The organism is Flavobacterium foetidum (assembly GCF_004634245.1).
Classification (GTDB): domain Bacteria; phylum Bacteroidota; class Bacteroidia; order Flavobacteriales; family Flavobacteriaceae; genus Flavobacterium; species Flavobacterium foetidum.
Map to the genome: position 1 here is coordinate 146634 of NZ_SJTF01000009.1, position 21997 is coordinate 168630.

The following is a 21997-nucleotide window of genomic DNA, read 5'->3' on the forward strand; positions in this document are numbered from 1 at the left end:
AATATTTGAATTTCAATAAATTAATATTCGCTTTTTTCTTTTTATGTTTTAGCGCTGTTTTGTCTGCTCAAAAAGCTTACATAAAAGGTGTAATTTTAGATGAAGAAAAGCATGCTGTTGCAAATGTAAATGTGTCTTCTTCGGGAATAACAATTCAGTCTAATTCGAATGGTTATTTTGAAATCGAAGTCCCTTCAAACAAAAAAATCTCATTAATTTTTACGCACGTATCGTTAAAAATGATGAGTCTTACAATGAGCCTTAAACCTGGAGAGATTTTTATTTTTAATCCTGTAATGAATAATTCTCAGGAACAAATGGGAGAGGTTTTTGTTTCTTCTAAAAATAAAAAACGTGTTCAGGGAATTACTACTATTGATCAAAATACAATAAAAAAAGTTCCAGGAGCCAATGCCGGAATCGAAAATATCTTAAAAACGCTTCCGGGAGTCAATTCAAATAACGAATTAAGTACGCAGTACATGGTTCGTGGCGGTAATTACGATGAAAATCTGGTTTATGTTAATGAGGTAGAAGTTTATCGTCCGTTTCTGATTCGTTCTGGACAGCAGGAGGGACTTAGTTTTACCAATACCGATTTGGTGCAGAATGTAGATTTTTCTGCGGGAGGTTTTCAGGCCAAATATGGCGATAAGCTGTCATCTGTTTTGGATATTACTTATAGAAAGCCAATTCGTTTTGGAGCTTCTTTTGAAGTCAGTTTTCTTGGCGGAAGCGCTTCTGTAGATTTGGTCTCCAAAAACAAGAAGTGGTCGGCTGTTACTGGAGTTCGTTACCGGAACAACAGTCTTTTGGTGAATAGCCAAGATACACAGACCAATTATACGCCTACTTTTGCCGATGTTCAAACGAACATTAATTATGATGTTTCTGATAAATGGCAGTTGAGTTTTCTTGGAAATATTTCTCAAAACAAATATTTATACCAGCCTCTTACACGCGAAACCCGATTCGGAACCGCAGATCAGCCAATGGTTTTAGGCATTTATTATCAGGGACAGGAAAAAGATCAATACGATACTTATTTCGGCGCTTTAAAAACCACCTACAAAATTTCGCCGAGTTTTAATGTCAAATTAATTGGGTCTTTATTTCATACTACAGAAAAAGAACACTTCGATATTCTTGCAAGATATCGTCTCGGAAATGCAAATGCCGACCCAGACACGACAATTGAAGATGTAGAATTTACTCGCGGAATTGGTTCGCAACTGAATCACGCCAGAAATGATCTGGATGCTCTAATCGCAAATATTGAATTTAAAGGTTTTAAAGACTGGAAAGAAAGCCAGCTGGAGTTCGGACTAAAATATACACGTGAATCTATTCGCGATCGGGTTGTAGAGTGGGAGGTAATAGATTCTGCTGGGTTTTCTATCAATCCTCCAATTGTTATTCTTCCTAAAAATAACGAGCCTTATCAGCCTTATACTGGTCCGATTACGCCTTATCAAAATGTAAGAGCAACTAATTTTAATACCATAAATCGTTTTTCGGGGTATGCACAATGGAACAAACAAATGTTGATGGGTTCAAGTCAGGTTTGGTACACTTTGGGTGCCCGTTTTCAGGCGTGGAACGTAGCTGGTGCTTCAGAACAAGGAAAAACTCAAGCTGTTGTTAGTCCGCGTGCTCAGTTTTCCATTAAACCTGACTGGGATAAAGATATGATTTTTAGGATTTCGGCCGGATTGTACTATCAGCCTCCATTTTATAGAGAACTTAGAGATTTGGAAGGCGAAGTCAATCCGAATGTAAAAGCACAGCAATCTGTGAATATCGTTCTGGGGAATGATTATAATTTTAAGATGTGGAACCGCTCATTTAAATGGGTGACTGAAATTTATTATAAATCGCTTTCTGATGTAAATGTTTATTCGATTGATAATGTTAGAATTAGGTATGCTGCAGATAATAATGCTAAAGCCTACGCACAAGGTTTAGACTTTAGGCTCAATGGCGAATTTGTACCCGGAACAGAATCTTGGGTGAGTTTTGGATATTTAAAAACAGAGGAAAATTACGAAAACAAAGGCTACATTGCCAGACCGACAGATCAGCGATTGAAATTTGCGATGCTGTTTCAGGATTATATGCCGAATATACCTAGTGTAAAAGTATATTTGAATCTGGTTTATAATACAGGTCTTCCGGGAGGCTCGCCGTCTTATTCTGATCCTTATTTGTATCAAAATCGTCTTAAGGATTATCGTCGTGCGGATATTGGATTTGCTAAGGTATTTATTGACGAAAATGCTAAATCTGAAAAAACAGGTTGGTTGAAAAAATTTCGAGAATTGTCGCTTGGTGTGGAGATTTTTAATGTTTTCAATAATCAAAATGCGATTACGAATACTTGGGTGCGCGATGTGTATTCTAAAAATCAATACGCAATTCCGAATTATATGACTTCTAGGGTTTTTAATATAAAATTGAATGCGAGGCTATAATTGAAAAGCGACAAAAAGGAAAAAGATTTTTTTACGTTCCGGGAATGATTTCTCTAGTTCTTTTGCTAGAAAAGGAACGAAAAGCATAATTAGAACGCAATATCACTTTGTTTAAAAAGAACTGGATTCTGTTTGTGGGCTATTTAGGTTTGGCATTTCTAAATTTATTCGCTCTAGTAAAATTCAATAAAAACAGAAATTACAATCAAAAATAGTATATTTGATAATTGAATAGAATCATTGCAGATGAAAAAGTATTTTAAATATATAGCCGTAGTCATTATTACCACAGCGATTAGCTGTCGTGAAGAAGTTCAAAAACCAAAAGTAAGCTATGGCGCCTCAAATAAAGTGAGTGTTGCCAAAACAGATACAACTCAGATTGAAATTGCTGATTTGCCAATTCAAATGGAAGGAACCAATTATTTGATTCATCCAGTTGGGGATTTAAGGGTTTTTGAAAGAGGATCAAAAGCACGTTATGGCTCTTCGAGTGTTAACGATGTGAGTTTTACAATTTCTAATTTAGGAGAATACGAAATAACAGGTTACCTGCAGAATTTAAAATTTCAGCAAATCGATTCAGATTCGATTCGTCCTTTGTCAGACAAGCCAATCTTGATTCTTACAGCTACTTATCTAAAAACAGTGGCAGACAAAACTCAGAACAAAGTTATGGTTTATACCTTGACAGATTCTGATACAAATAAAGATGGCAAAATAGATACTAGCGATATCAAAACATTATACTTAAGCGATATTAGTGGTGAAAACTTCACTAAGGTTTCTGCTGACTTAGAAGAACTGGTAGATTGGAATTTGATTGAATCTAAAAATCGTTTGTATTTCAGGACTATTGAAGATACCAACCAAAACGGTCAGTTTGATAAAAATGATGTATTGCATTATAATTATATAGATTTGGCGTCTAAAAAATGGGAGGTTAAGCCTTATAAACCTATTTAAAAAGTAACTAAGGTCCTAAGATGCTAAGATTCTAAGGGATTTTGCTACAGATTATTATAAAGATCTTTTTTGAATTCTTTTATAAAATATAGAAGGCGTATGGAAAAATTTAATTTTTCTATACGCCTTTCTTATTTCGCTGCAGAAAGAAATCAATTTAATCTTTTTAATCTGTGGCAAGAAAAAAGACGCAGCGCCTCAGTATCTTAGCATCTCAGAACCTTTAAATCAATATGTCACTTTCTAAGTCTGATTTTTCTATTTCAAAATCGAATCCTAGGCGTTCTACAAGTTCTATAACCAGTTTTTTATACCAGTTTTCCGATTTTGGATGTATGTATATCTTTTCAATCAACTGGCTTAGATCGACATTGATTTTTATTCCGTCATTTAGTTTTATATTGCTTTTGGAGGTATCGGTTAAAATGCGGACTTCGCGCTCGTACTGAAAACTTTTTCGTTTGAATAAGAATGGAAAAAATAAATCGTCAAACGGGATATATTCTTTTTTGTAATCGATATAATTGACTTCGCCTATATATTGGTCAAAATTGTTTTCAGGTTTTACAGCTTTTTGCAATCGGCTAATTGTAGATTGAATGGCTATTCCCTCACTGTTTTGAGTAAAAATCTGCCACATTGCATACGATTCATATTCGTTAATGTGCCAGCTGCTTACAGCGACTTGTTCTCGTTGTGTTTTGTAGTATTGCAAAAAGTCAGGATTATCGATTGCAAGTTTTTTAATCTCTTCGTAAGTTGGTTCGCTGAAAGTGCCTTCGTACTGATCTTCAAATTTGTCGGATCTTGACATGAAAAGTTTTTTCGAAAGCAGTAAATCCAAGAATTTAGATAAATCTAAGTATTTCCAGACTATAGTGTCTGGATCATCAGGAAGCTTTATGTTTGAGTTATGAAGATACATTTTAAGGCACTAATGATTGCAATCGTTACTTGCCTAAAGTTAAAAAAATAAACACAGAGTAAAGACGTTAAAATTAGTTTTAATCATTCCTTAATCTGTGTTCTTTTTTATGAGTGTCGTTATTGTCTTAAGATTCAAAAGACTGCATAGTCACCAGTTTGTTGTACATGCCGTTGTGGGCAATAAGTTCTTCGTGAGTTCCTTGCTCTACAATGCGTCCTTTTTGCATTACCACGATTACATCGGCCTTTTGAATTGTTGACAATCGGTGCGCAATTACGATAGAGGTCCTATTTTGCATCATGTTTTCTAAAGCAACCTGAACATATTTTTCGCTTTCGGTATCTAGATTAGAAGTTGCTTCGTCCAAAATCATGATCGGTGGGTTTTTTAGTACCGCTCTGGCGATTGATAAACGTTGTTGCTGTCCGCCCGAAAGTTTGTTTCCGCTGTCACCGATGTTGGTGTAAATTCCATTTGGTAGATCTTTTACAAATTCATAAGCATTAGCGATTTTTAAGGCTTCAATAATTTCGTCGTCAGTAGCATCTAATTTTCCTAATGCAATATTGGCTTTAATAGTGTCATTAAACAAAATACTGTCCTGAGTCACCAATCCCATCAAGCCACGAAGCGAATGCAATGTCATATCTTTAATGTTGATGCCGTCCATCGCAATTACTCCTTCATTCACATCATAAAAACGGGTCAATAAATTGGCAATTGTGCTTTTTCCGCTTCCAGATTGTCCGACCAAAGCAACGGTTTGTCCTTTTTTAATTTTAAGTGAAAAATCTTTTAGGATGGTTTCTTCCTCATATCTAAAGTTGATGTTTTCAATAGAAATGTCCTGATCAAAAGACTCTTTTTCTAACGCCTTTTCTTTGTCAGCAATAGGATTTTCCTGTTCTAATATTTCCAAAACTCGTTCTGCGGCTGCATTTCCTCTTTTTACTCCATACGAAGCCTTAGAAATTGCTTTTGCCGGAGTCAAAATGTTATATGCTAATCCCATATACGCAATAAAAGAAGCGCCGTCGAGCGTTTTATCTATTAAAACCATTTGGCCTCCATACCAAAGCAAAATGGCAATTACGGTAATTCCCATAAACTCACTCGCTGGTGAGGCAAGATTCTGGCGGTTTCCGATACTGTTTGATAATTTGAAAAAACGATCCGTAGAACCTTGAAAAAGGGTGTTGAAGTAATTTTCAGCATTATAGCCTTTTACTACTTTTAATCCTCCGATAGTTTCTTCTATTGTCGATAAGAATAAACCTTGTTCCTGCTGTGCTTTTGATGACTGCTTTTTAAGCTGTTTTCCGATCAGCGAAATGATATAACCTGAAACCGGAATGAAAATAAATACAAACAAAGTCAGTTTCGGACTGATGATCAGCATGGCGATTATGGTAAAAACTATCGTTAAAGGTTCTTTTACAATTAGTTCGAGTATTGCCAAAAAAGAAGTTTGAACTTCGTTTACGTCCGCAGAAATTCTTGAAATGATATCTCCTTTTCTTTTTTCTGAATAGAAAGCCAAAGGAAGCTCTAATGTCTTTTTGTACATCGCATTACGCATATCTCTCAATATTCCGTTTCTTAAGAAATTGATGAAAAACATGGCAAGATAGTCAACCAAGTTTTTAAGAAGAAAAATCGAAATAATTCCCGCAACCATTATAGACAATGTGTAGCCAACACCATATGTGTCAGTTGTCGTGGTTACAAAATAACTTAGATAATCTTCTCCGTATGTTTTAATTTTAAGAAGTCCCTCGTAAATCGGTTTTTCAGTATTTCGTTTGGTTTGGTCAAATAATACCTGAATCATAGGGATCAACGACATAAACGAAAGGGTGCTGAACAAGGCATATAAAACATTAAAAAAGATGTTTAAGAATGCGTATTTTTTATATGGGTATATAAAAGGAACTATTTTTTTGAAATTACTCATTTATTTTTTTGATATTGATTTCTAGACTCTTTCGAGTATTCGGTTTTGTAGTTTATTTTATCGCACAAAATTAATCCAATTGAGGTGTTTTCAATTTCTTTTTGCTTTTTTTTATAAAAAAAACTCTGATTTGCATTGCGACAATACAAATCAGAGTCTAAAATATTGGTTTTGTTCATTGTGCCTGTTTTGTATGCACAATTGTAAAGGTGTTTTGTTTTCTTAATTAAGTTGCATATCGGCAATGATATTCTGTATTTTTTGATCTAAGAAACTTTCTGCTTCCTCAAAATCCAAGACCGATTCAATTTCGGCATTTACGCTGATATAGAATTTAATTTTAGGTTCCGTTCCGCTTGGTCTTGCACAGATTTTAGAGCCATCTGCAGTATAATAGATCAAAACGTTCGATTTAGGCATATCCATTGTCGATTCTTCGCCAGTTAATAAATTCAAAGCAATTGACGATTGGTAGTCTTCAACCATAACTACTCTTTCTCCATTGATTTCCTTTAGCGGATTTTCACGAAGATTAATCATCATTTGATTGATTTCTGCCAAGCCTTCCATTCCTTTTTTAGTTAAAGAAACCAAATGCTCTTTGTAAAAACCATTTTCAACGTACAATTGTAATAGTTCTTTATAAACAGAACTTCCTGCGGCTTTGGCTTGAGCTGCTACTTCGCAGATTAATAAAGTCGCAGCAACAGCATCTTTATCGCGTACAGCGTCGCCAACCATAAAACCAAAACTTTCTTCGCCTCCTCCAATAAACTCAAGTTCTGGGAAGTCTACAATCATTTTGGCGATCCATTTGAATCCTGTTAATCCTACTTTGCATTCAATACCATAACTTGATGCCAATTCCATCATCATCGGGGTTGAAACAATCGTTGATCCCACGAACTGTTTTCCGTTAAGTTTGCCCGCTTTTTTCCATTGTTTCAATAAGAAAGAAGTCATCAGGACCATTGTCTGGTTTCCGTTAAGCAAAATCATTTTGCCGTCGTTATTTCTAACCGCTACACCTAAACGATCACAGTCAGGGTCTGTACCTACAACAATATCAGAATTTGTTTTGTCTGCCAGAGCCAAAGCCATTGTTAGAGCTTCTGGCTCTTCTGGGTTTGGAGATTTTACAGTTGGGAAATCTCCGTCTGGAATAGCTTGTTCGGGTACAATATGTACGTTTTTGTATCCGGCTTGCGATAAAGTATCCGGAATAGATTTTATAGAAGTTCCGTGCAGCGAAGTAAAAACAATATGAAGATTGTCTTTTGCTTCTGCCGGAGTATTAAAACTTGCGTTTTCTATAGATGATTTTACGAACGCTTTGTCAATTTCTGTATCAATATACTGAATTAAGCTTTCGTTTGCGTTGAATTTGATTTTGTCGTAGCTCAAACTTTCAATCACATTGACAATTTCTTTGTCTTGCGGCGGAACAATCTGTCCACCATCTTGCCAGTAAACTTTGTAGCCGTTATATTCAGGTGGATTATGAGAAGCAGTCAGAACAATTCCGCACTGGCATTTTAAGTATTTCAGCGCAAAAGATAACTCTGGGGTAGGTCTTAAGTCCGAGAATAAATAAACCTGAATTCCGTTTGCTGAAAAAACATCAGCTACCACTTTTGCTAAAGTGTTGCTGTTATGACGGCAATCATAAGCGATAGCAACTTTTAAAGGTTGGTCTGGAAAAACTTTATGCAGATAATCAGATAATCCTTGTGTGTTTTTGCCCAGCGTGTATTTGTTGATTCGATTGTTGCCAATTCCCATTACGCCTCGCATACCGCCGGTACCAAATTCAAGGTTTTTGTAAAAACTCTCTTCGAGTTCTTTTGGCGAGGTTGTCATTAATTCTTTAACCGCGGCTTGTGTTTCTTGGTCAAATGTCGGCGTTAGCCATTCGTTTACAGCATCTAATATATTAGGAGCAATATTCATTTAAATTTCGTTTTATGTTTGTTTAAAAATAGGTTTTTTTCGAGGCTCAGAGGTGCTGTAAGCAATATTTTTGTATCTCAATTAATATTGGTCAACTAAAAATAGGCGTTGGCAAATCGAGTTTATTAAAAATTAACTTCTCGGGCTATTTTATAACGTTCTTCGTTGTGTTTTGTTCTTAAAATGATTTCGCCTAAAAATCCAGCTAAAAACAATTGTGTTCCCAAAATCATTGTGGTCAAGGCAATGTAAAACCACGGATTGTTTGTTACCAAAGAATATTTCATTCCGTTATACAAATGGTACAGTTTTGAAATCCCAATATATCCGGCAGACAAAAATCCGATGATAAACATAATCGATCCAATGGCGCCAAATAAGTGCATGGGTCTTTTTCCGAATCGCGACAAAAACCAAATGGTAATAAGGTCGAGAAATCCGTTGATAAAGCGTTCCATTCCGAATTTGGTTTCGCCGTATTTTCTGGCTTGATGAATAACTACTTTTTCGCCTATTTTTCCAAATCCAGCATTTTTTGCGAGAACCGGAATGTAACGGTGCATTTCGCCAGAAACTTCAATGTTTTTTACAACAACATTTTTGTAGGCTTTTAGGCCACAGTTAAAATCATTTAGTTCAACTCCCGAGGTTTTTCTGGCCGCCCAATTAAATAATTTGGAAGGCAGGTTTTTGGCTACGACAGAATCATAACGTTTCTTTTTCCAGCCCGAAACCAGGTCGTATTTTTGCGCCGTAATCATTTCGTACAATTCCGGAATTTCGTCGGGACTGTCTTGTAGGTCGGCATCCATAGTAATAATAACATCGCCTTTTGCTTTGGCAAAACCAGCGTGAAGGGCTTGTGATTTTCCGAAATTTTTCATGAAACGAATGCCTTTTACATTCGGATTCTCATTTGAAAAACCTTCAATGATTGCCCAGGAATTATCTGTACTTCCATCATCTACAAAAATGATTTCATAAGAATAATTGTTAGACTGCAACACTTTAATAATCCATGTGTAGAGTTCCTGCAGTGATTCCTCCTCGTTTAGAAGCGGTATAAGTATAGATAAATTCATTTATGTTTTTATTCTTGAGTAGTTTTGCTCTTAAAAAATGCTGCGAAAATTAATCCGAAAATAGCGCTGAAAACAATTGCAAATACAGAGCCTTTTAGAAGCTCAATTGTAGAATACGGACTGCTGGCTTTCATTTTTGCGATAGTTTCATTGATGGCAGATGCCGGAGTTCCGAATTTCTGCATCATTCCGACAGTATATTTAATCATTAATTCGTTTAATGTTTCTTTTGCTCCCGGATCGATTACGTTAAATAAGATAATGTTAAATGCTGTAGATATTAAGATGCCAATTACAGCAGCTATAAAATAAGTGGTAAAAGCTTCTTTAAAAGGAAAAATGCCTTTTAATTCTTTTTTTGTTTTAGACAATAAGATAATAGAAATTGTAATGCTTATTGCTATTCCTAAAAGGCCCATCCACCAAGCGGTGAATAAACTAAGGTCTACTGCATAAATGGTTGCAGTTATTAATGCAGATGCAACTCCAATCATTACACCATAATTGATACCGTTCTTTTTTATAACTTCATTAATCATATTTTCTATATGTTTTAAAATTAATCCACAAATATAGCAATTCCGACCTTACACAGGTATAAAATGCTTTTTGAATTTATCTAAAAAAAAGTGAACTAAAGATTTGATTATTAAAAAAGAATTGTAAATTTGCACACTCAAAAATAATTAAAAAATTTTTAAACAAAAAGAGTATCATTTGTTTACACCTTTTTCTAATCACGAAAAAGCTTCAAAATAAAAATGCTCCAAACAATAAATATAAAGAAAAGATGAAAAAAGGAATTCACCCAGAAAATTACAGATTAGTTGCATTTAAAGACATGTCTAATGATGACGTTTTTATCACTAAATCTACTGCAGATACAAAAGAAACAATTGAAGTTGACGGAGTTGAGTATCCAGTTGTAAAAATGGAGATTTCTAGAACATCTCACCCTTTCTATACTGGTAAATCTAAACTTATCGATACTGCAGGACGTATTGATAAATTCAAAACTAAATATGCAAAACACGCTAAAAAATAATAGCTGTTTTAAATTATACGAAAGCCTTCCAATTCTGGAAGGCTTTTTTTATGCATCGATTTTTGATAATTAGAAAGGAAAGGGGGCTGATTTTAATATAGCCCATGGTTTCAACCACTGGTTGTATTTTTCTCGGTGATTGAAAAATTAGGCGTATTAGGTTTGCCAAATAATCTTAATTTAGATGAACTAAGAGTAAGAGTTATTTAAAAATTTGTGAATTCGTGGCTATTTACATATAAAAATGACTCATGTAACGTATAAATATTTGTAACTTTGGAGCTAGGTAACCAAATCAAATTTTAACAAACACTCAATTATTTATGAACTACATTCTTTTCGACGGTCCCGTTCGGAATGCTTTATTACCATTTACTTTTACAAGACCCGTAGCCGATATTTTGGTCGGAATTACGACTATTCGCCAAAAATGGGAAATGCGTCTGGGATCTACCATTACAACCATAACCGAAGAATATCTGTCTGAAAAATATCCGATGGTAGAAATGGAAGAAAATGTAATGATCAACGCAGCTTATCTGCCAAATGATACGCTTGTAGAGATGATTTCTGAATTGAAAGAAAATCAAGCTATTTTTAAAGGAGAAGATGTAATTGCTTTTTTTGCTAATGAAAATCAGGAAGAAGTCGATTTTGATTCTTACGAAATTCTTTCCTATAATGAAGACTGCCTTACAATCGAACATACTTGGGATATTTTTTCTAAAAACGATGCTGCAATCCGTGCCGATTTTGATTATTTGACAGCAGATCGAAAATCACAGCCAATTCCGAAAAGCGTAAATGTGATCGCACCTGAAAATATTTTTATCGAGGAAGGAGCAAAATTGGAGTTTGTGACTTTAAACGCGTGTACAGGTCCTATATATATTGGCAAGAATACCGAAATTATGGAAGGAACTGTAATTCGTGGACCATTTGCCTTATGCGAAAATGCTATGGTAAAAATGTCTGCCAAGGTATATGGTGCCACAACTGTCGGCCCGGGATCTAGGATAGGGGGAGAGGTTAAAAACTCAGTTCTTTTTGCTAATTCTAATAAAGGACATGAAGGGTTTTTGGGAGATTCTGTTTTAGGGGAATGGTGCAATATCGGTGCCGATTCTAATAATTCGAATCTAAAAAATAACTACGAAGAAGTTAAGCTATGGAGCTACGAAACGGAAGGATTTGCTAAGACCGGACTTCAGTTCTGCGGCTTAATGATGGGTGATCACAGCAAATGCGGTATCAACACTATGTTTAATACAGGAACGGTTGTCGGGGTGAGCGCCAATATTTTTGGATCTGGATTTCCGCGTAATTTTGTTCCTAGTTTTTCTTGGGGTGGTGCAACAGGTTTTACAACTTATGTAACCAAAAAAGCTTTTGAAACTGCACGTCTAGTAATGTCTCGAAGAAATATTGAGTTTGACGAAACAGAAGCGGCGATTTTAGAACATATTTTTGAAGAAACAAAAAAATGGAGAAAAGATTAATTAGATAATTAGTCAATTTGAAAATTAGATAATTTTTGTAGACCCGACAGTTTTTTTAAAACTGTCGGGTTTTGTGTTCTTTGGAAGTAATTATCCCATTGTCTAATTTCCAAATTATCTAATTTTCAAATTATCTAATTGACTAATTATCTAATTAAACTATCTTTGCAGCTTCAAAAAACAATGCATTTTAAAAATCTAAAATCTAAATGATTACAGTTAACGATATTTCGGTTCAGTTTGGAGGAACTACACTTTTCAGCGATGTTTCTTTCGCGATAAACGAGAATGATAAAATTGCCCTTATGGGTAAAAATGGTGCAGGGAAATCGACACTCTTAAAAATTATTGCGGGAGTTAATAAGCCTTCGACAGGAAATATTTCGGCTCCAAAAGAAGCGGTTATCGCCTATCTGCCTCAACACTTGCTGACTGAAGATGGGGCAACAGTAATGGAAGAAGCGTCAAAAGCTTTTAGTGAAATTTTTAAAATGAAAGCTGAAATCGACGAAATCAACGAGCAGTTGACCGTGCGCACCGATTATGAAAGCGACGATTACATGAAATTAATCGAAAGAGTTTCAGACTTGAGCGAGAAATTTTACGCGATTGAAGAGGTGAATTACGAAGCTGAAGTTGAGAAAATCTTAGTAGGTCTTGGTTTTGAGCGTGAAGATTTTACACGACAAACTTCTGAATTTTCGGGTGGGTGGAGAATGCGAATCGAATTGGCAAAAATCCTATTGCAAAAACCAGATTTGATTCTGCTAGACGAGCCGACCAACCATATGGATATCGAGAGTATTCAATGGCTAGAGGAGTTTTTGCTAAATCAGGCAAAAGCGGTTGTAGTAATTTCGCACGACAGGGCGTTTGTAGATAATATTACGAATCGTACGATCGAAGTTACAATGGGAAGGATTTACGATTATAAAGCGAAATATTCTCATTACTTAGAATTGAGAAAAGACCGTCGTATTCATCAGCAGAAAGCTTATGATGAGCAACAGAAAATGATCGCCGAGAATCGTGCTTTTATCGAACGTTTTAAAGGAACATTTTCTAAAACTGATGCCGTTCAGTCTCGTGTCAAAATGCTTGAAAAGTTAGAAATTGTTCAAGTTGATGAAGTGGATACTTCTGCATTACGTTTAAAATTTCCGCCAGCGCCGCGTTCAGGGCAGTATCCTGTTATTGTAAAAGAAATGTCTAAAGCGTATGGCGATCATGTGGTTTTTAAAGACGCAAATATCGTGATCGAGCGTGGCCAGAAAGTTGCTTTTGTAGGGAAAAATGGTGAAGGAAAATCGACTATGATCAAAGCGATCATGAAAGAAATCGGCGTTGATTCAGGAAGTGTAGAAATCGGACATAATGCGCAGATTGGGTATTTTGCCCAAAACCAAGCGGCCTTATTAGACGAAAATGCTACCATATTTGAAACAATAGACGGTATTGCGGTTGGAGATATCAGAACGCAGATTAAAAATATTTTAGGGGCTTTCATGTTTCAAGGAGACGATATTACCAAAAAGGTAAAGGTGCTTTCTGGTGGTGAAAAAACACGTTTGGCAATGATTAAATTGTTGTTGGAACCTGTAAATTTATTAATTCTAGATGAGCCTTCGAATCACTTGGATATGAAGACTAAAGATATCATAAAGGACGCCTTGCGAGATTTTGACGGAACTTTGATTCTTGTATCGCACGATCGTGATTTCTTGGATGGATTAGCAACCAAGGTTTTTGAATTTGGAAACAAACGCGTAAAAGAACATTTTGAAGACGTTGCTGGTTTCCTTGCGCACAAGAAAATGGATTCTATGAGAGAAATCGAAAAATAATATAGCGTAAGATAGCTATAAAGCGCAGGACGACCTCCTGCGCTTTTTTTGTGCGTTATTTTTTACATTGTATCGTAATTTTTATTATTTTAGTCTGTATATTAATGAGTTATAGTTCTCCAGAAACATAATCTGATTTGCATCAGTAGTAAAAAATTAATTTTTTATTTATGGAATTTGTAAGCAAGCCACTAATAAGAATTGTTTTTATTTTTCTAATAATGCCCTTTTTTTTAAAGGCACAAGGTGATGTAAATAATGGTAGCACTACCGCAGAGTCTGCAATAAAATATCCGCAATATCAATTAAAAGGACTTTTGCAAGCTCGTTATCTCGAAAGTTTTGGGGATAATGTAGATGTCTTGGGAATTCATCACGCTACTGGCGAGGTAACACAAAGCTCTTTTGATATAAAAAGAATGCGTGTTGGACTTAATACCAAGCTTAGTGAAGCTACAGAAGTTGTGATTTTGGTTAATCTAGCCGATTTTAAATCGGATACCAAAGGCAAGGTTCTCGAAAATGCCTATGGAAAATATACTTTCAACAAATATATAGCACTCACAGGAGGTCAGTTTCGTCCGGCTTTTGGTATAGAAGAGCTTGTTCCTGTCGATATTATTAAGTCTTTTGACTTTTCCAATCAATATTATGAATTTGGTAAAAACGGCTGGACGAGTTTTCAGATTGGCGCTTCTGCAACTGGATCTTTTGATGTGGGGAAAATCCCTGTGAGTTATGCCGTCTCAGTATTAAACGGAAACGGTAAAAATGCAGAAATGGACAAGGATAACGGCAAGCAATATTCAACTCGCTGGGTTTTTGGTTTGTCTAAAGAATACAAAATAAATTTAGGGCTCAACGGTGGTTTTGGAAAAGTTTTCAAAAAAGATGTTTTTGCACTGGGAGCAGATATTACAAGTGATTTTAGACTCACAGATAAATTCTCCTTTGATCTTCAAATCGAATACAAACAAGGAACCAATCATAATCTTTATTTCTCGCTTCCTGCAGATCAGAGAGTAGGAGAGGTGTCTAATTATCAAATGCGTGGTGTTTATTTTCTGCCGAATTTAAGATATGTGGTAAATTATAAAAAACTGACCGCTTTAGAATTGTCGTGCCGCTACGAAACTTTTGACCCTAGTTATAAAGTCAATTCAAATGTTAGGCAAACTTATACGCCAATGGTCAGTTTAGAATTTGGAAATGCTTACACCGGCCGAATCGAAATGGGATTTGAAATAGACCGTTTTAAGCGAAATGTTCCAGATTCGTCAAGTTATAATGATGAATTATTTCTTATTCAGCTTCAGCTTAGACTTTAATCAACTTAAATTTAATTTTTATGAAAGAAGTAAAAATTACTCAAACTCTTATCACGCTTAGTGTCGGTATTGCTATTTGGTTTATTCCTGCTCCGGAAGGTGTCAAAATAGAAGCTTGGCATTTGTTTGCCATTTTTACAGCCACCATTTTAGGGATTATTTTAAAAGCTGCACCGATGGGGACAATGTGTATGATTGCCATTGCGCTAACCGCATTGTCTCAAGTTCTCGCACCAGGAGATCCTGGAAAGTCAATTACTTTGGCGCTAAAAGGTTTTGGAGACAAAGTAATCTGGTTGATTGGAATTTCTTTTTTTATCGCTAGAGGATTTATTAAAACAGGTTTAGGAAATCGAATAGCGTTTTTATTCATCAGAATATTCGGAAAAAGCTCGCTCGGATTGGCATATGGTTTGGGTTTGGCAGATTTGGTCTTGGCGCCTGCAGTTCCGAGCAACACAGCTAGGGGAGGCGGCATCATTTACCCGATTATGAAATCAATGTCAATGAGTTTTGGTTCTGTGCCAGATCAGCCTGAAACACATAGGAAATTGGGTTCGTATTTAACCCTCAATAGTTATAATATGAATCTGATTGCCTCGTCTATGTTTCTAACAGGAACAGCTAGTAACCCGATGTGCCAGAAGTTTGCTCTTAATTTGGGCATAAAAATTACTTGGATGTCTTGGGCGATTGCGGCAATAGTTCCCGGATTATGCGCTTTTTTCGTAATTCCGTTTTTGCTTTATAAAATTTATCCTCCCGAACTAAAAAATACAGGCGATGCACCACAGATTGCTTCTCAAAAACTCAAAGAAATGGGAGCGATTACTAGAAACGAATGGATGATGCTCTTAACATTTTTTATATTGTTGTTTTTATGGATGACGGGAGATTTGTTTTCGATAGATGCCACGACAACTGCATTTATCGGACTGGTAGTTTTGTTGCTGACATCGGTTTTGACATGGGATGACGTTAAAGCCGAAAAAGGTGCGTGGGATACTATTGTCTGGTTTTCTGTTTTGGTCATGATGGCAAGCTCTCTTAATGAGCTTGGTTTTATTGCGTGGTTCAGTGATTTGGTCAAAGCAGAAATCGGAGGTTTGAGTTGGCAGATGGCCTTTCCGATTATTATTTTGGTCTATTTTTTCAGCCACTACCTTTTTGCAAGTGCAACAGCGCATGTGGCCGCTATGTATGCCGCTTTGCTTGGTGTGGGTATTTCGCTTGGAATTCCGGGACTTTTGTTGGCTTTTATGCTTGGGTTTATTGGGTCAATTTACGGAACATTGACGCATTATGGCCACGGACCAGCTCCCGTTTTTTTCGGGAGCGGGTATGTAGACCTAAAAAGTTGGTGGATAAAAGGGCTTGTAACCGGTTTGGTTATGCTTCTAATTTATATGGTAATCGGAGGTTTGTGGCTCCGAATTATAGGTGATTTCTAAATTCTGATTCCGGGAGGAAGCAATTCTTTGTATTTAGGATTCTTTTTGAAAAACAAAACAATTTTTGGATGAATCGGTACTACTCTGTAATTTTTTTCAGAACTTAATTCTAATACATTTTTAAGTAAAGTATTGATTTTCTCTTCGTTTTGGAACGAATCAGGAGTGTTGATTTTGGTTAAGAAAATCTTCTTTTCCTGAAATGAATATTCAACTGCCAGCATTCCTTCGGGTACTGTGGTTTCAAATTGGCGCGCAAACGTGTTGTCTTTGATTTCCATAGTTTTTTCAATAGTTTCCATAGTAGTGTGTTGTTAGGTTATATTAAAATAGTGAATTTGGGACACGAAATGATTATGAAAGAAATTTCTTTATAAGATTTAATACTCATAATTCATTTCAAGTACAAAGGTAATCATTTGATTTTCAATATTAAATAATTTTTTTGAGAACGCATGCATGAAGTTTGTTTTTTTTTTGGAATCGATTACATAAATACGGTCTGAATTTTGATTGAGATTGCATTAAAAAAAAGTAATTTTATTTTATAATAACTCGTTGGGTGTAATAAAAAAATAAAAGCATTTTAACACATAGAAGCATAGTTTTTTTGTGCCGAAAAAAGAAAATGGAAGAAACAAGTTTCCAAACATAGCTAAACTATGTGCATTTAGACTAGTGAAACGCCTTTTTTAAGTTTAGTTAAACTATGTTTCTATGTGTTGAAAATAATTTCACCCAACGAGTTAAAATGATAAGTGTAATCTTTATTTGGTGCTATGAGTAAAATTCCAGTTTATTTTATGCCGGGTCTGGCAGCAAGTTCATCTATTTTTGAAAGGATAAAATTAGATGAAACGCTATTTGAAATGTGTCTTTTAGAATGGGAAATTCCAAAGCCAAAAGAGTCTTTGTCTGATTACGCACTTCGAATAAGCAAAAATATCAAACATGAAAATCCGGTTTTGATTGGAGTCTCATTTGGAGGAATTCTGGTTCAGGAAATATCAAAACATATACAGGCTAGAAAGGTGATCATCATATCAAGTGTCAGAAGTAATGCTGAATTTCCGAGACGAATGAAAATCGGAAAAAGAACAAAAGCCTACAAACTCATTCCGATGCAATTAATTCTTAATATTGAAAAACTTGCTAAGTTTTCTTTTGGAGAAAAAGTAAATAAAAGAATTAAATTATACGAGAAATTTCTAGCTGTTCGGGATTTGGGGTATCTGCAATGGGCTGTAGAAACTGTAATTTTATGGGATCGCGATAAAATTGACGAAAACGTAATTCATATTCACGGCGATCAAGATGAGGTTTTTCCAATTAAATATATTGATAAATGCATTTTGGTAAAAGGAGGAACGCATATTATGATTTTGAATAAGTATAAATGGCTGAATGAGAATTTGCCTTCTATTATACTGGAATAAATTCCAATTTTTTAAACTCCAAATTTCAATTCTTGATTTGAGTAAACTTTATAAGAAAGCCTTCAGAAAAAAACTCTAAACTCTTCAATCTAAAATTAAAAATCCCAAACTCTTTTGGAATTTGGGATTTGATATTTTGGAATTTAAAGGAAAATTTAGATTTTCTTCATTTGTTCTTTCATCATAGAAATCTGATCTTTCAGCATTCCTTGTTTGTCTAATTTTTTAGCTTCGTTCAATAAATTGGTTGCTTCCAACTTTCTGCGGCGCGACATAGCAACTCCGGCAAGGTTTAATTTAGCTACAGCCAAATCCATATCCATAGATAATCCGAGTTCGATTGCTTTTTTGAAATGTTTTTCTGCTTGGTTGATGTTGGTTTGAGACAACATAATACCGTGTAAATAGTTAAAATATCCTTGTTGTTTTCTTACTAGAGCAGTTTCTGGATTTTTGATGTATGCTAGCCATTTTTTTGCGCCTTCAAAATCTTGTTTTCTTAATTTGAAGAAGGCTAAAAGGATAAATTCGTTTTTAAAATAAAGAAAAATTGGAATTGCAGTAAGCAAAAAAAGGAATATACCATTTCCGATATTGCTTTCTGTAAATTGCCAAATGCCAGCAACTACAAGAAGTCCGGCCAAAATAAGTTTGATAATTTTGTTAAACATAATAGATGTATATTTGTGATTGCAAAGATAGTAAAAGGAATTAAAAATATTTTTATAAAACTACTTGCCAGAAAAAAAAGTCTTTGTATATTTGCACTCGGTTTTTGAACAACGATATCCAAAACCAAAATAACGAGTTAATAGATACCATTTTTAAAGATACAAAGCAATGAGCAAAAGAACATTTCAACCATCGAAAAGAAAAAGAAGAAATAAGCACGGATTTATGGACAGAATGGCTTCTGCGAATGGAAGAAAAGTTCTAGCGCGTAGAAGAGCAAAAGGAAGACATAAATTAACTGTTTCTAGCGAGCCTAGACACAAAAAATAATGTTTTTATAAACATACATAAGGCGATTACTTTCTTAGTATCGCCTTTTTTTATACCTTGTCGGTAAAAAATTTCTCAACATTCTAGTTTATAGTGCACTACGAATGTTTTTTGACACACTTTTATAACTACACAATACATAAAAAATGCCTAAAGACACATCAATTAAATCCGTTTTAATAATAGGTTCGGGACCTATTGTTATTGGTCAAGCTTGCGAATTCGATTATGCTGGATCTCAATCTGCACGTTCGATTCGTGAAGAAGGAATTGAAGTTATCTTAATTAACTCAAATCCGGCGACGATTATGACCGACCCATCTATGGCCGATCATATTTATTTGAAACCATTAACTACAAAATCGATTATTGAAATTCTTAAGGAACATCCGCAAATTGATGCTGTTTTACCAACAATGGGAGGACAAACAGCTTTAAACTTGTGTTTGGAAGCTGAGGAAAAAGGAATCTGGCAAGATTTCGGAGTAAGATTAATCGGTGTTGACGTAAATGCGATTAATATTACTGAGGACAGAGAGCAGTTTAAACAGCTTTTAGAAAAAATTAATGTGCCAACTGCACCTGCAAAAACAGCTACTTCGTATCTTGAAGGAAAAGAAATTGCTCAGGAATTTGGTTTTCCGCTTGTAATTCGTCCTTCGTTTACACTTGGAGGAACTGGAGCAGCTGTAGTGTACAAAAAAGAAGACTTTGATGAGCTTTTAACTCGCGGACTTGAAGCTTCTCCAATTCACGAAGTTTTAATCGACAAAGCTTTGATGGGATGGAAAGAATACGAATTAGAGCTTTTAAGAGATAAAAATGACAACGTTGTAATTATCTGTTCTATCGAAAACATGGATCCAATGGGAATCCACACCGGAGATTCGATTACGGTTGCGCCAGCGATGACGTTATCGGATACCACTTTCCAAAAATTACGTGACTATGCCATCTTAATGATGAGAAGCATCGGAAATTTTGCAGGAGGTTGTAACGTACAATTTGCAGTTTCGCCAGACGAAAAAGAAGATATCGTAGCAATCGAAATCAACCCTCGTGTGTCTCGTTCTTCTGCTTTAGCATCAAAAGCGACGGGATACCCAATTGCTAAAATTGCTTCTAAACTGGCTTTAGGGTACAACTTAGATGAATTGCAAAACCAAATTACAAAATCTACTTCGGCTCTTTTCGAACCAACTTTAGATTATGTAATCGTAAAAATACCACGTTGGAACTTCGATAAATTTGAAGGTTCAGACAGAACTTTAGGTCTTCAGATGAAATCTGTAGGTGAGGTTATGGGAATCGGACGTTCTTTCCAAGAAGCGCTTCACAAAGCCACTCAATCTTTAGAGATTAAGAGAAACGGTTTAGGTGCTGACGGAAAAGGATACAAAAATTACGAACAAATTATCGAGAAGTTAACGTATGCAAGCTGGGATCGTGTTTTTGTAATCTACGATGCTATCGCAATGGGAATTCCATTGAGTACCATTCATGAAATTACAAGAATCGATATGTGGTTCTTGAAACAATACGAACAGCTTTATACTTTAGAAAAAGAAATCTCAAACTACAAGGTTTCAAATCTTCCTAAAGAACTATTACTTGAGGCGAAACAAAAAGGTTTTGCCGACAGACAAATCGCTCATATGATGAATTGCCTTGAAAGCGAAGTGCATGCTTTGCGTATGGAGCAAAAAATCAACCGCGTTTTTAAACTGGTAGATACTTGTGCAGCTGAGTTTAAAGCTCAGACTCCGTATTACTATTCTACTTTTGAAGCTGAAATCGAAAAAGCAAATGGCGAGCGTTTTGTTGACAACGAAAGTATCGTAACAGACAAAAAGAAAGTAATTGTTCTAGGTTCTGGGCCAAACAGAATCGGGCAAGGAATCGAGTTTGATTACTCTTGCGTGCACGGAGTTTTAGCTGCAAAGGAGTGTGGTTACGAAACGATTATGATTAACTGTAATCCTGAAACGGTTTCTACAGATTTTGATACAGCTGATAAATTATATTTCGAACCTGTTTTCTGGGAGCATATTTATGACATTATCCAACACGAAAAACCAGAAGGTGTAATCGTTCAGTTGGGAGGCCAGACAGCTCTTAAATTAGCAGATAAATTATCTAAATACGGTGTAAAAATCATCGGAACTAGTTTTGACGCCCTTGACTTGGCAGAAGATAGAGGACGTTTCTCAGACTTATTGACTGAGTTAAACATCCCTTTCCCAAGATTCGGAATCGCTGAAACGGCTGATGAAGCTTCAAAATTAGCGGATACTTTAGATTTCCCACTTTTAATTCGTCCTTCTTATGTATTAGGAGGTCAGGGAATGAAGATTGTAATCAACAAAAAAGAGCTTGAAGAGCACGTAATCGATTTGTTGAAAGCAATTCCAGGAAACAAATTATTACTAGACCACTATTTAGCAGGAGCAATCGAAGCTGAAGCAGATGCAATCTGTGATGCTGATGGAAATATTTACATCATCGGAATTATGGAGCACATTGAGCCTTGTGGTGTTCACTCTGGTGATAGTAACGCAACATTGCCTCCTTTTAACTTAGGAGAATTTGTAATGCAGCAAATTAAAGATCATACGCATAAAATCGCGAGAGCTTTAAAAACGGTTGGGTTGATCAACATTCAGTTTGCGATTAAAGATGATACGGTTTACATCATCGAGGCAAATCCAAGAGCTTCAAGAACAGTTCCGTTTATTGCGAAAGCTTACGGAGAACCTTATGTAAACTACGCTACAAAAGTGATGTTAGGGCACAATAAGGTAACAGATTTTGATTTCAATCCGCAATTAAACGGTTATGCAATCAAACAGCCGGTTTTCTCTTTCAGCAAATTCCCGAATGTAAACAAAGCGTTAGGGCCAGAAATGAAGTCAACAGGAGAAAGCATCTTGTTTATCGATGACTTAAAAGACGATCAATTCTACGAATTGTACTCTAGAAGAAAAATGTATTTGAGTAAATAATCTCTCAGATTCTATTATAAAAGAAAAGCTCCGATTTTA

General features: G+C 35.5%; 17 protein-coding genes. 10 read left to right on the forward strand and 7 right to left on the reverse strand.

Annotation, left to right across the window (positions count from 1 at the left end):
* The first annotated feature begins 5 nt into the window (after positions 1 to 5).
* Both E0W73_RS12860 and E0W73_RS12865 read left to right on the forward strand, forming a co-directional pair.
* Positions 6 to 2471 (forward strand): TonB-dependent receptor, encoded by a 2466-nt coding sequence (locus E0W73_RS12860; protein ID WP_135222481.1) that lies wholly within the window; start codon positions 6 to 8, stop codon positions 2469 to 2471.
* A gap of 246 nt (positions 2472 to 2717) precedes the next feature.
* On the forward strand, positions 2718 to 3437 hold the full coding sequence (locus tag E0W73_RS12865) for a CREC-EF hand family protein (RefSeq protein ID WP_135222482.1): 720 nt from the start codon (positions 2718 to 2720) through the stop codon (positions 3435 to 3437).
* Between the two features lie 223 nt (positions 3438 to 3660).
* On the opposite strand, the gene E0W73_RS12870 is transcribed toward E0W73_RS12865, so the two are convergent.
* From E0W73_RS12870 to E0W73_RS12890, 5 genes are all read right to left on the reverse strand, one after another.
* Entirely contained in the window at positions 3661 to 4362 is a 702-nt protein-coding gene (locus tag E0W73_RS12870; RefSeq protein ID WP_135222483.1) for a DUF2971 domain-containing protein, read from the reverse strand.
* A gap of 127 nt (positions 4363 to 4489) precedes the next feature.
* Positions 4490 to 6319: an ABC transporter ATP-binding protein gene (locus E0W73_RS12875; RefSeq protein ID WP_135222484.1), complete on the reverse strand. Its 1830-nt coding sequence runs from the start codon at positions 6317 to 6319 to the stop codon at positions 4490 to 4492.
* Between the two features lie 222 nt (positions 6320 to 6541).
* Positions 6542 to 8269, reverse strand: coding sequence for a phospho-sugar mutase (locus E0W73_RS12880; RefSeq protein ID WP_135222485.1), 1728 nt, complete (start codon positions 8267 to 8269; stop codon positions 6542 to 6544).
* A gap of 125 nt (positions 8270 to 8394) precedes the next feature.
* A complete protein-coding gene (locus E0W73_RS12885; protein WP_135222486.1) occupies positions 8395 to 9351 on the reverse strand; it encodes a glycosyltransferase family 2 protein in 957 nt (318 codons plus the stop codon).
* An 8-nt stretch (positions 9352 to 9359) separates the two neighbouring features.
* Positions 9360 to 9890 (reverse strand): DUF4199 domain-containing protein, encoded by a 531-nt coding sequence (locus tag E0W73_RS12890; protein ID WP_135222487.1) that lies wholly within the window; start codon positions 9888 to 9890, stop codon positions 9360 to 9362.
* 251 nt (positions 9891 to 10141) lie between these two features.
* Here E0W73_RS12890 and E0W73_RS12895 point away from each other — a divergent pair, with 251 nt between their 5' ends.
* The 5 genes from E0W73_RS12895 to E0W73_RS12915 all read left to right on the forward strand — a co-directional run bounded on the left by E0W73_RS12895 (position 10142) and on the right by E0W73_RS12915 (position 16518).
* Positions 10142 to 10396, forward strand: a complete 255-nt coding sequence (locus E0W73_RS12895; RefSeq protein ID WP_011921626.1) for a type B 50S ribosomal protein L31 — start codon at positions 10142 to 10144, stop codon at positions 10394 to 10396.
* A gap of 323 nt (positions 10397 to 10719) precedes the next feature.
* On the forward strand, positions 10720 to 11895 hold the full coding sequence (locus E0W73_RS12900; RefSeq protein ID WP_135222488.1) for a GlmU family protein: 1176 nt from the start codon (positions 10720 to 10722) through the stop codon (positions 11893 to 11895).
* A gap of 209 nt (positions 11896 to 12104) precedes the next feature.
* A complete protein-coding gene (locus E0W73_RS12905; protein ID WP_135222489.1) occupies positions 12105 to 13739 on the forward strand; it encodes an ABC-F family ATP-binding cassette domain-containing protein in 1635 nt (544 codons plus the stop codon).
* 221 nt (positions 13740 to 13960) lie between these two features.
* Entirely contained in the window at positions 13961 to 15067 is a 1107-nt protein-coding gene (locus E0W73_RS12910; RefSeq protein WP_244248484.1) for a porin, read from the forward strand.
* Between the two features lie 20 nt (positions 15068 to 15087).
* Entirely contained in the window at positions 15088 to 16518 is a 1431-nt protein-coding gene (locus tag E0W73_RS12915; protein WP_135222491.1) for an anion permease, read from the forward strand.
* Here E0W73_RS12915 and E0W73_RS12920 read toward each other — a convergent pair.
* Positions 16515 to 16820 (reverse strand): GNAT family N-acetyltransferase, encoded by a 306-nt coding sequence (locus tag E0W73_RS12920; protein WP_244248485.1) that lies wholly within the window; start codon positions 16818 to 16820, stop codon positions 16515 to 16517. The two genes, E0W73_RS12915 and E0W73_RS12920, sit on opposite strands and share 4 nt — an antisense overlap.
* Positions 16821 to 17297: 477 nt before the next feature.
* Between E0W73_RS12920 and E0W73_RS12925 the strand changes: the two genes are divergently transcribed.
* Positions 17298 to 17954 carry an alpha/beta hydrolase gene (locus E0W73_RS12925; protein ID WP_135222492.1) on the forward strand — a complete coding sequence of 219 codons (657 nt, stop codon included), beginning with the start codon at positions 17298 to 17300 and terminating at the stop codon, positions 17952 to 17954.
* 155 nt (positions 17955 to 18109) lie between these two features.
* Here the strand turns inward: E0W73_RS12925 and E0W73_RS12930 are convergent, their stop codons facing one another.
* Entirely contained in the window at positions 18110 to 18625 is a 516-nt protein-coding gene (locus E0W73_RS12930) for a DUF2892 domain-containing protein (RefSeq protein WP_135222493.1), read from the reverse strand.
* Positions 18626 to 18794: 169 nt separating this feature from the next.
* Here E0W73_RS12930 and rpmH point away from each other — a divergent pair, with 169 nt between their 5' ends.
* Both rpmH and carB read left to right on the forward strand, forming a co-directional pair.
* On the forward strand, positions 18795 to 18956 hold the full coding sequence (rpmH, locus tag E0W73_RS12935; RefSeq protein WP_008464848.1) for a 50S ribosomal protein L34: 162 nt from the start codon (positions 18795 to 18797) through the stop codon (positions 18954 to 18956).
* A 146-nt stretch (positions 18957 to 19102) separates the two neighbouring features.
* Positions 19103 to 21958, forward strand: coding sequence for a carbamoyl-phosphate synthase large subunit (gene carB / locus E0W73_RS12940; RefSeq protein ID WP_135222494.1), 2856 nt, complete (start codon positions 19103 to 19105; stop codon positions 21956 to 21958).
* Positions 21959 to 21997: the final 39 nt, after the last annotated feature.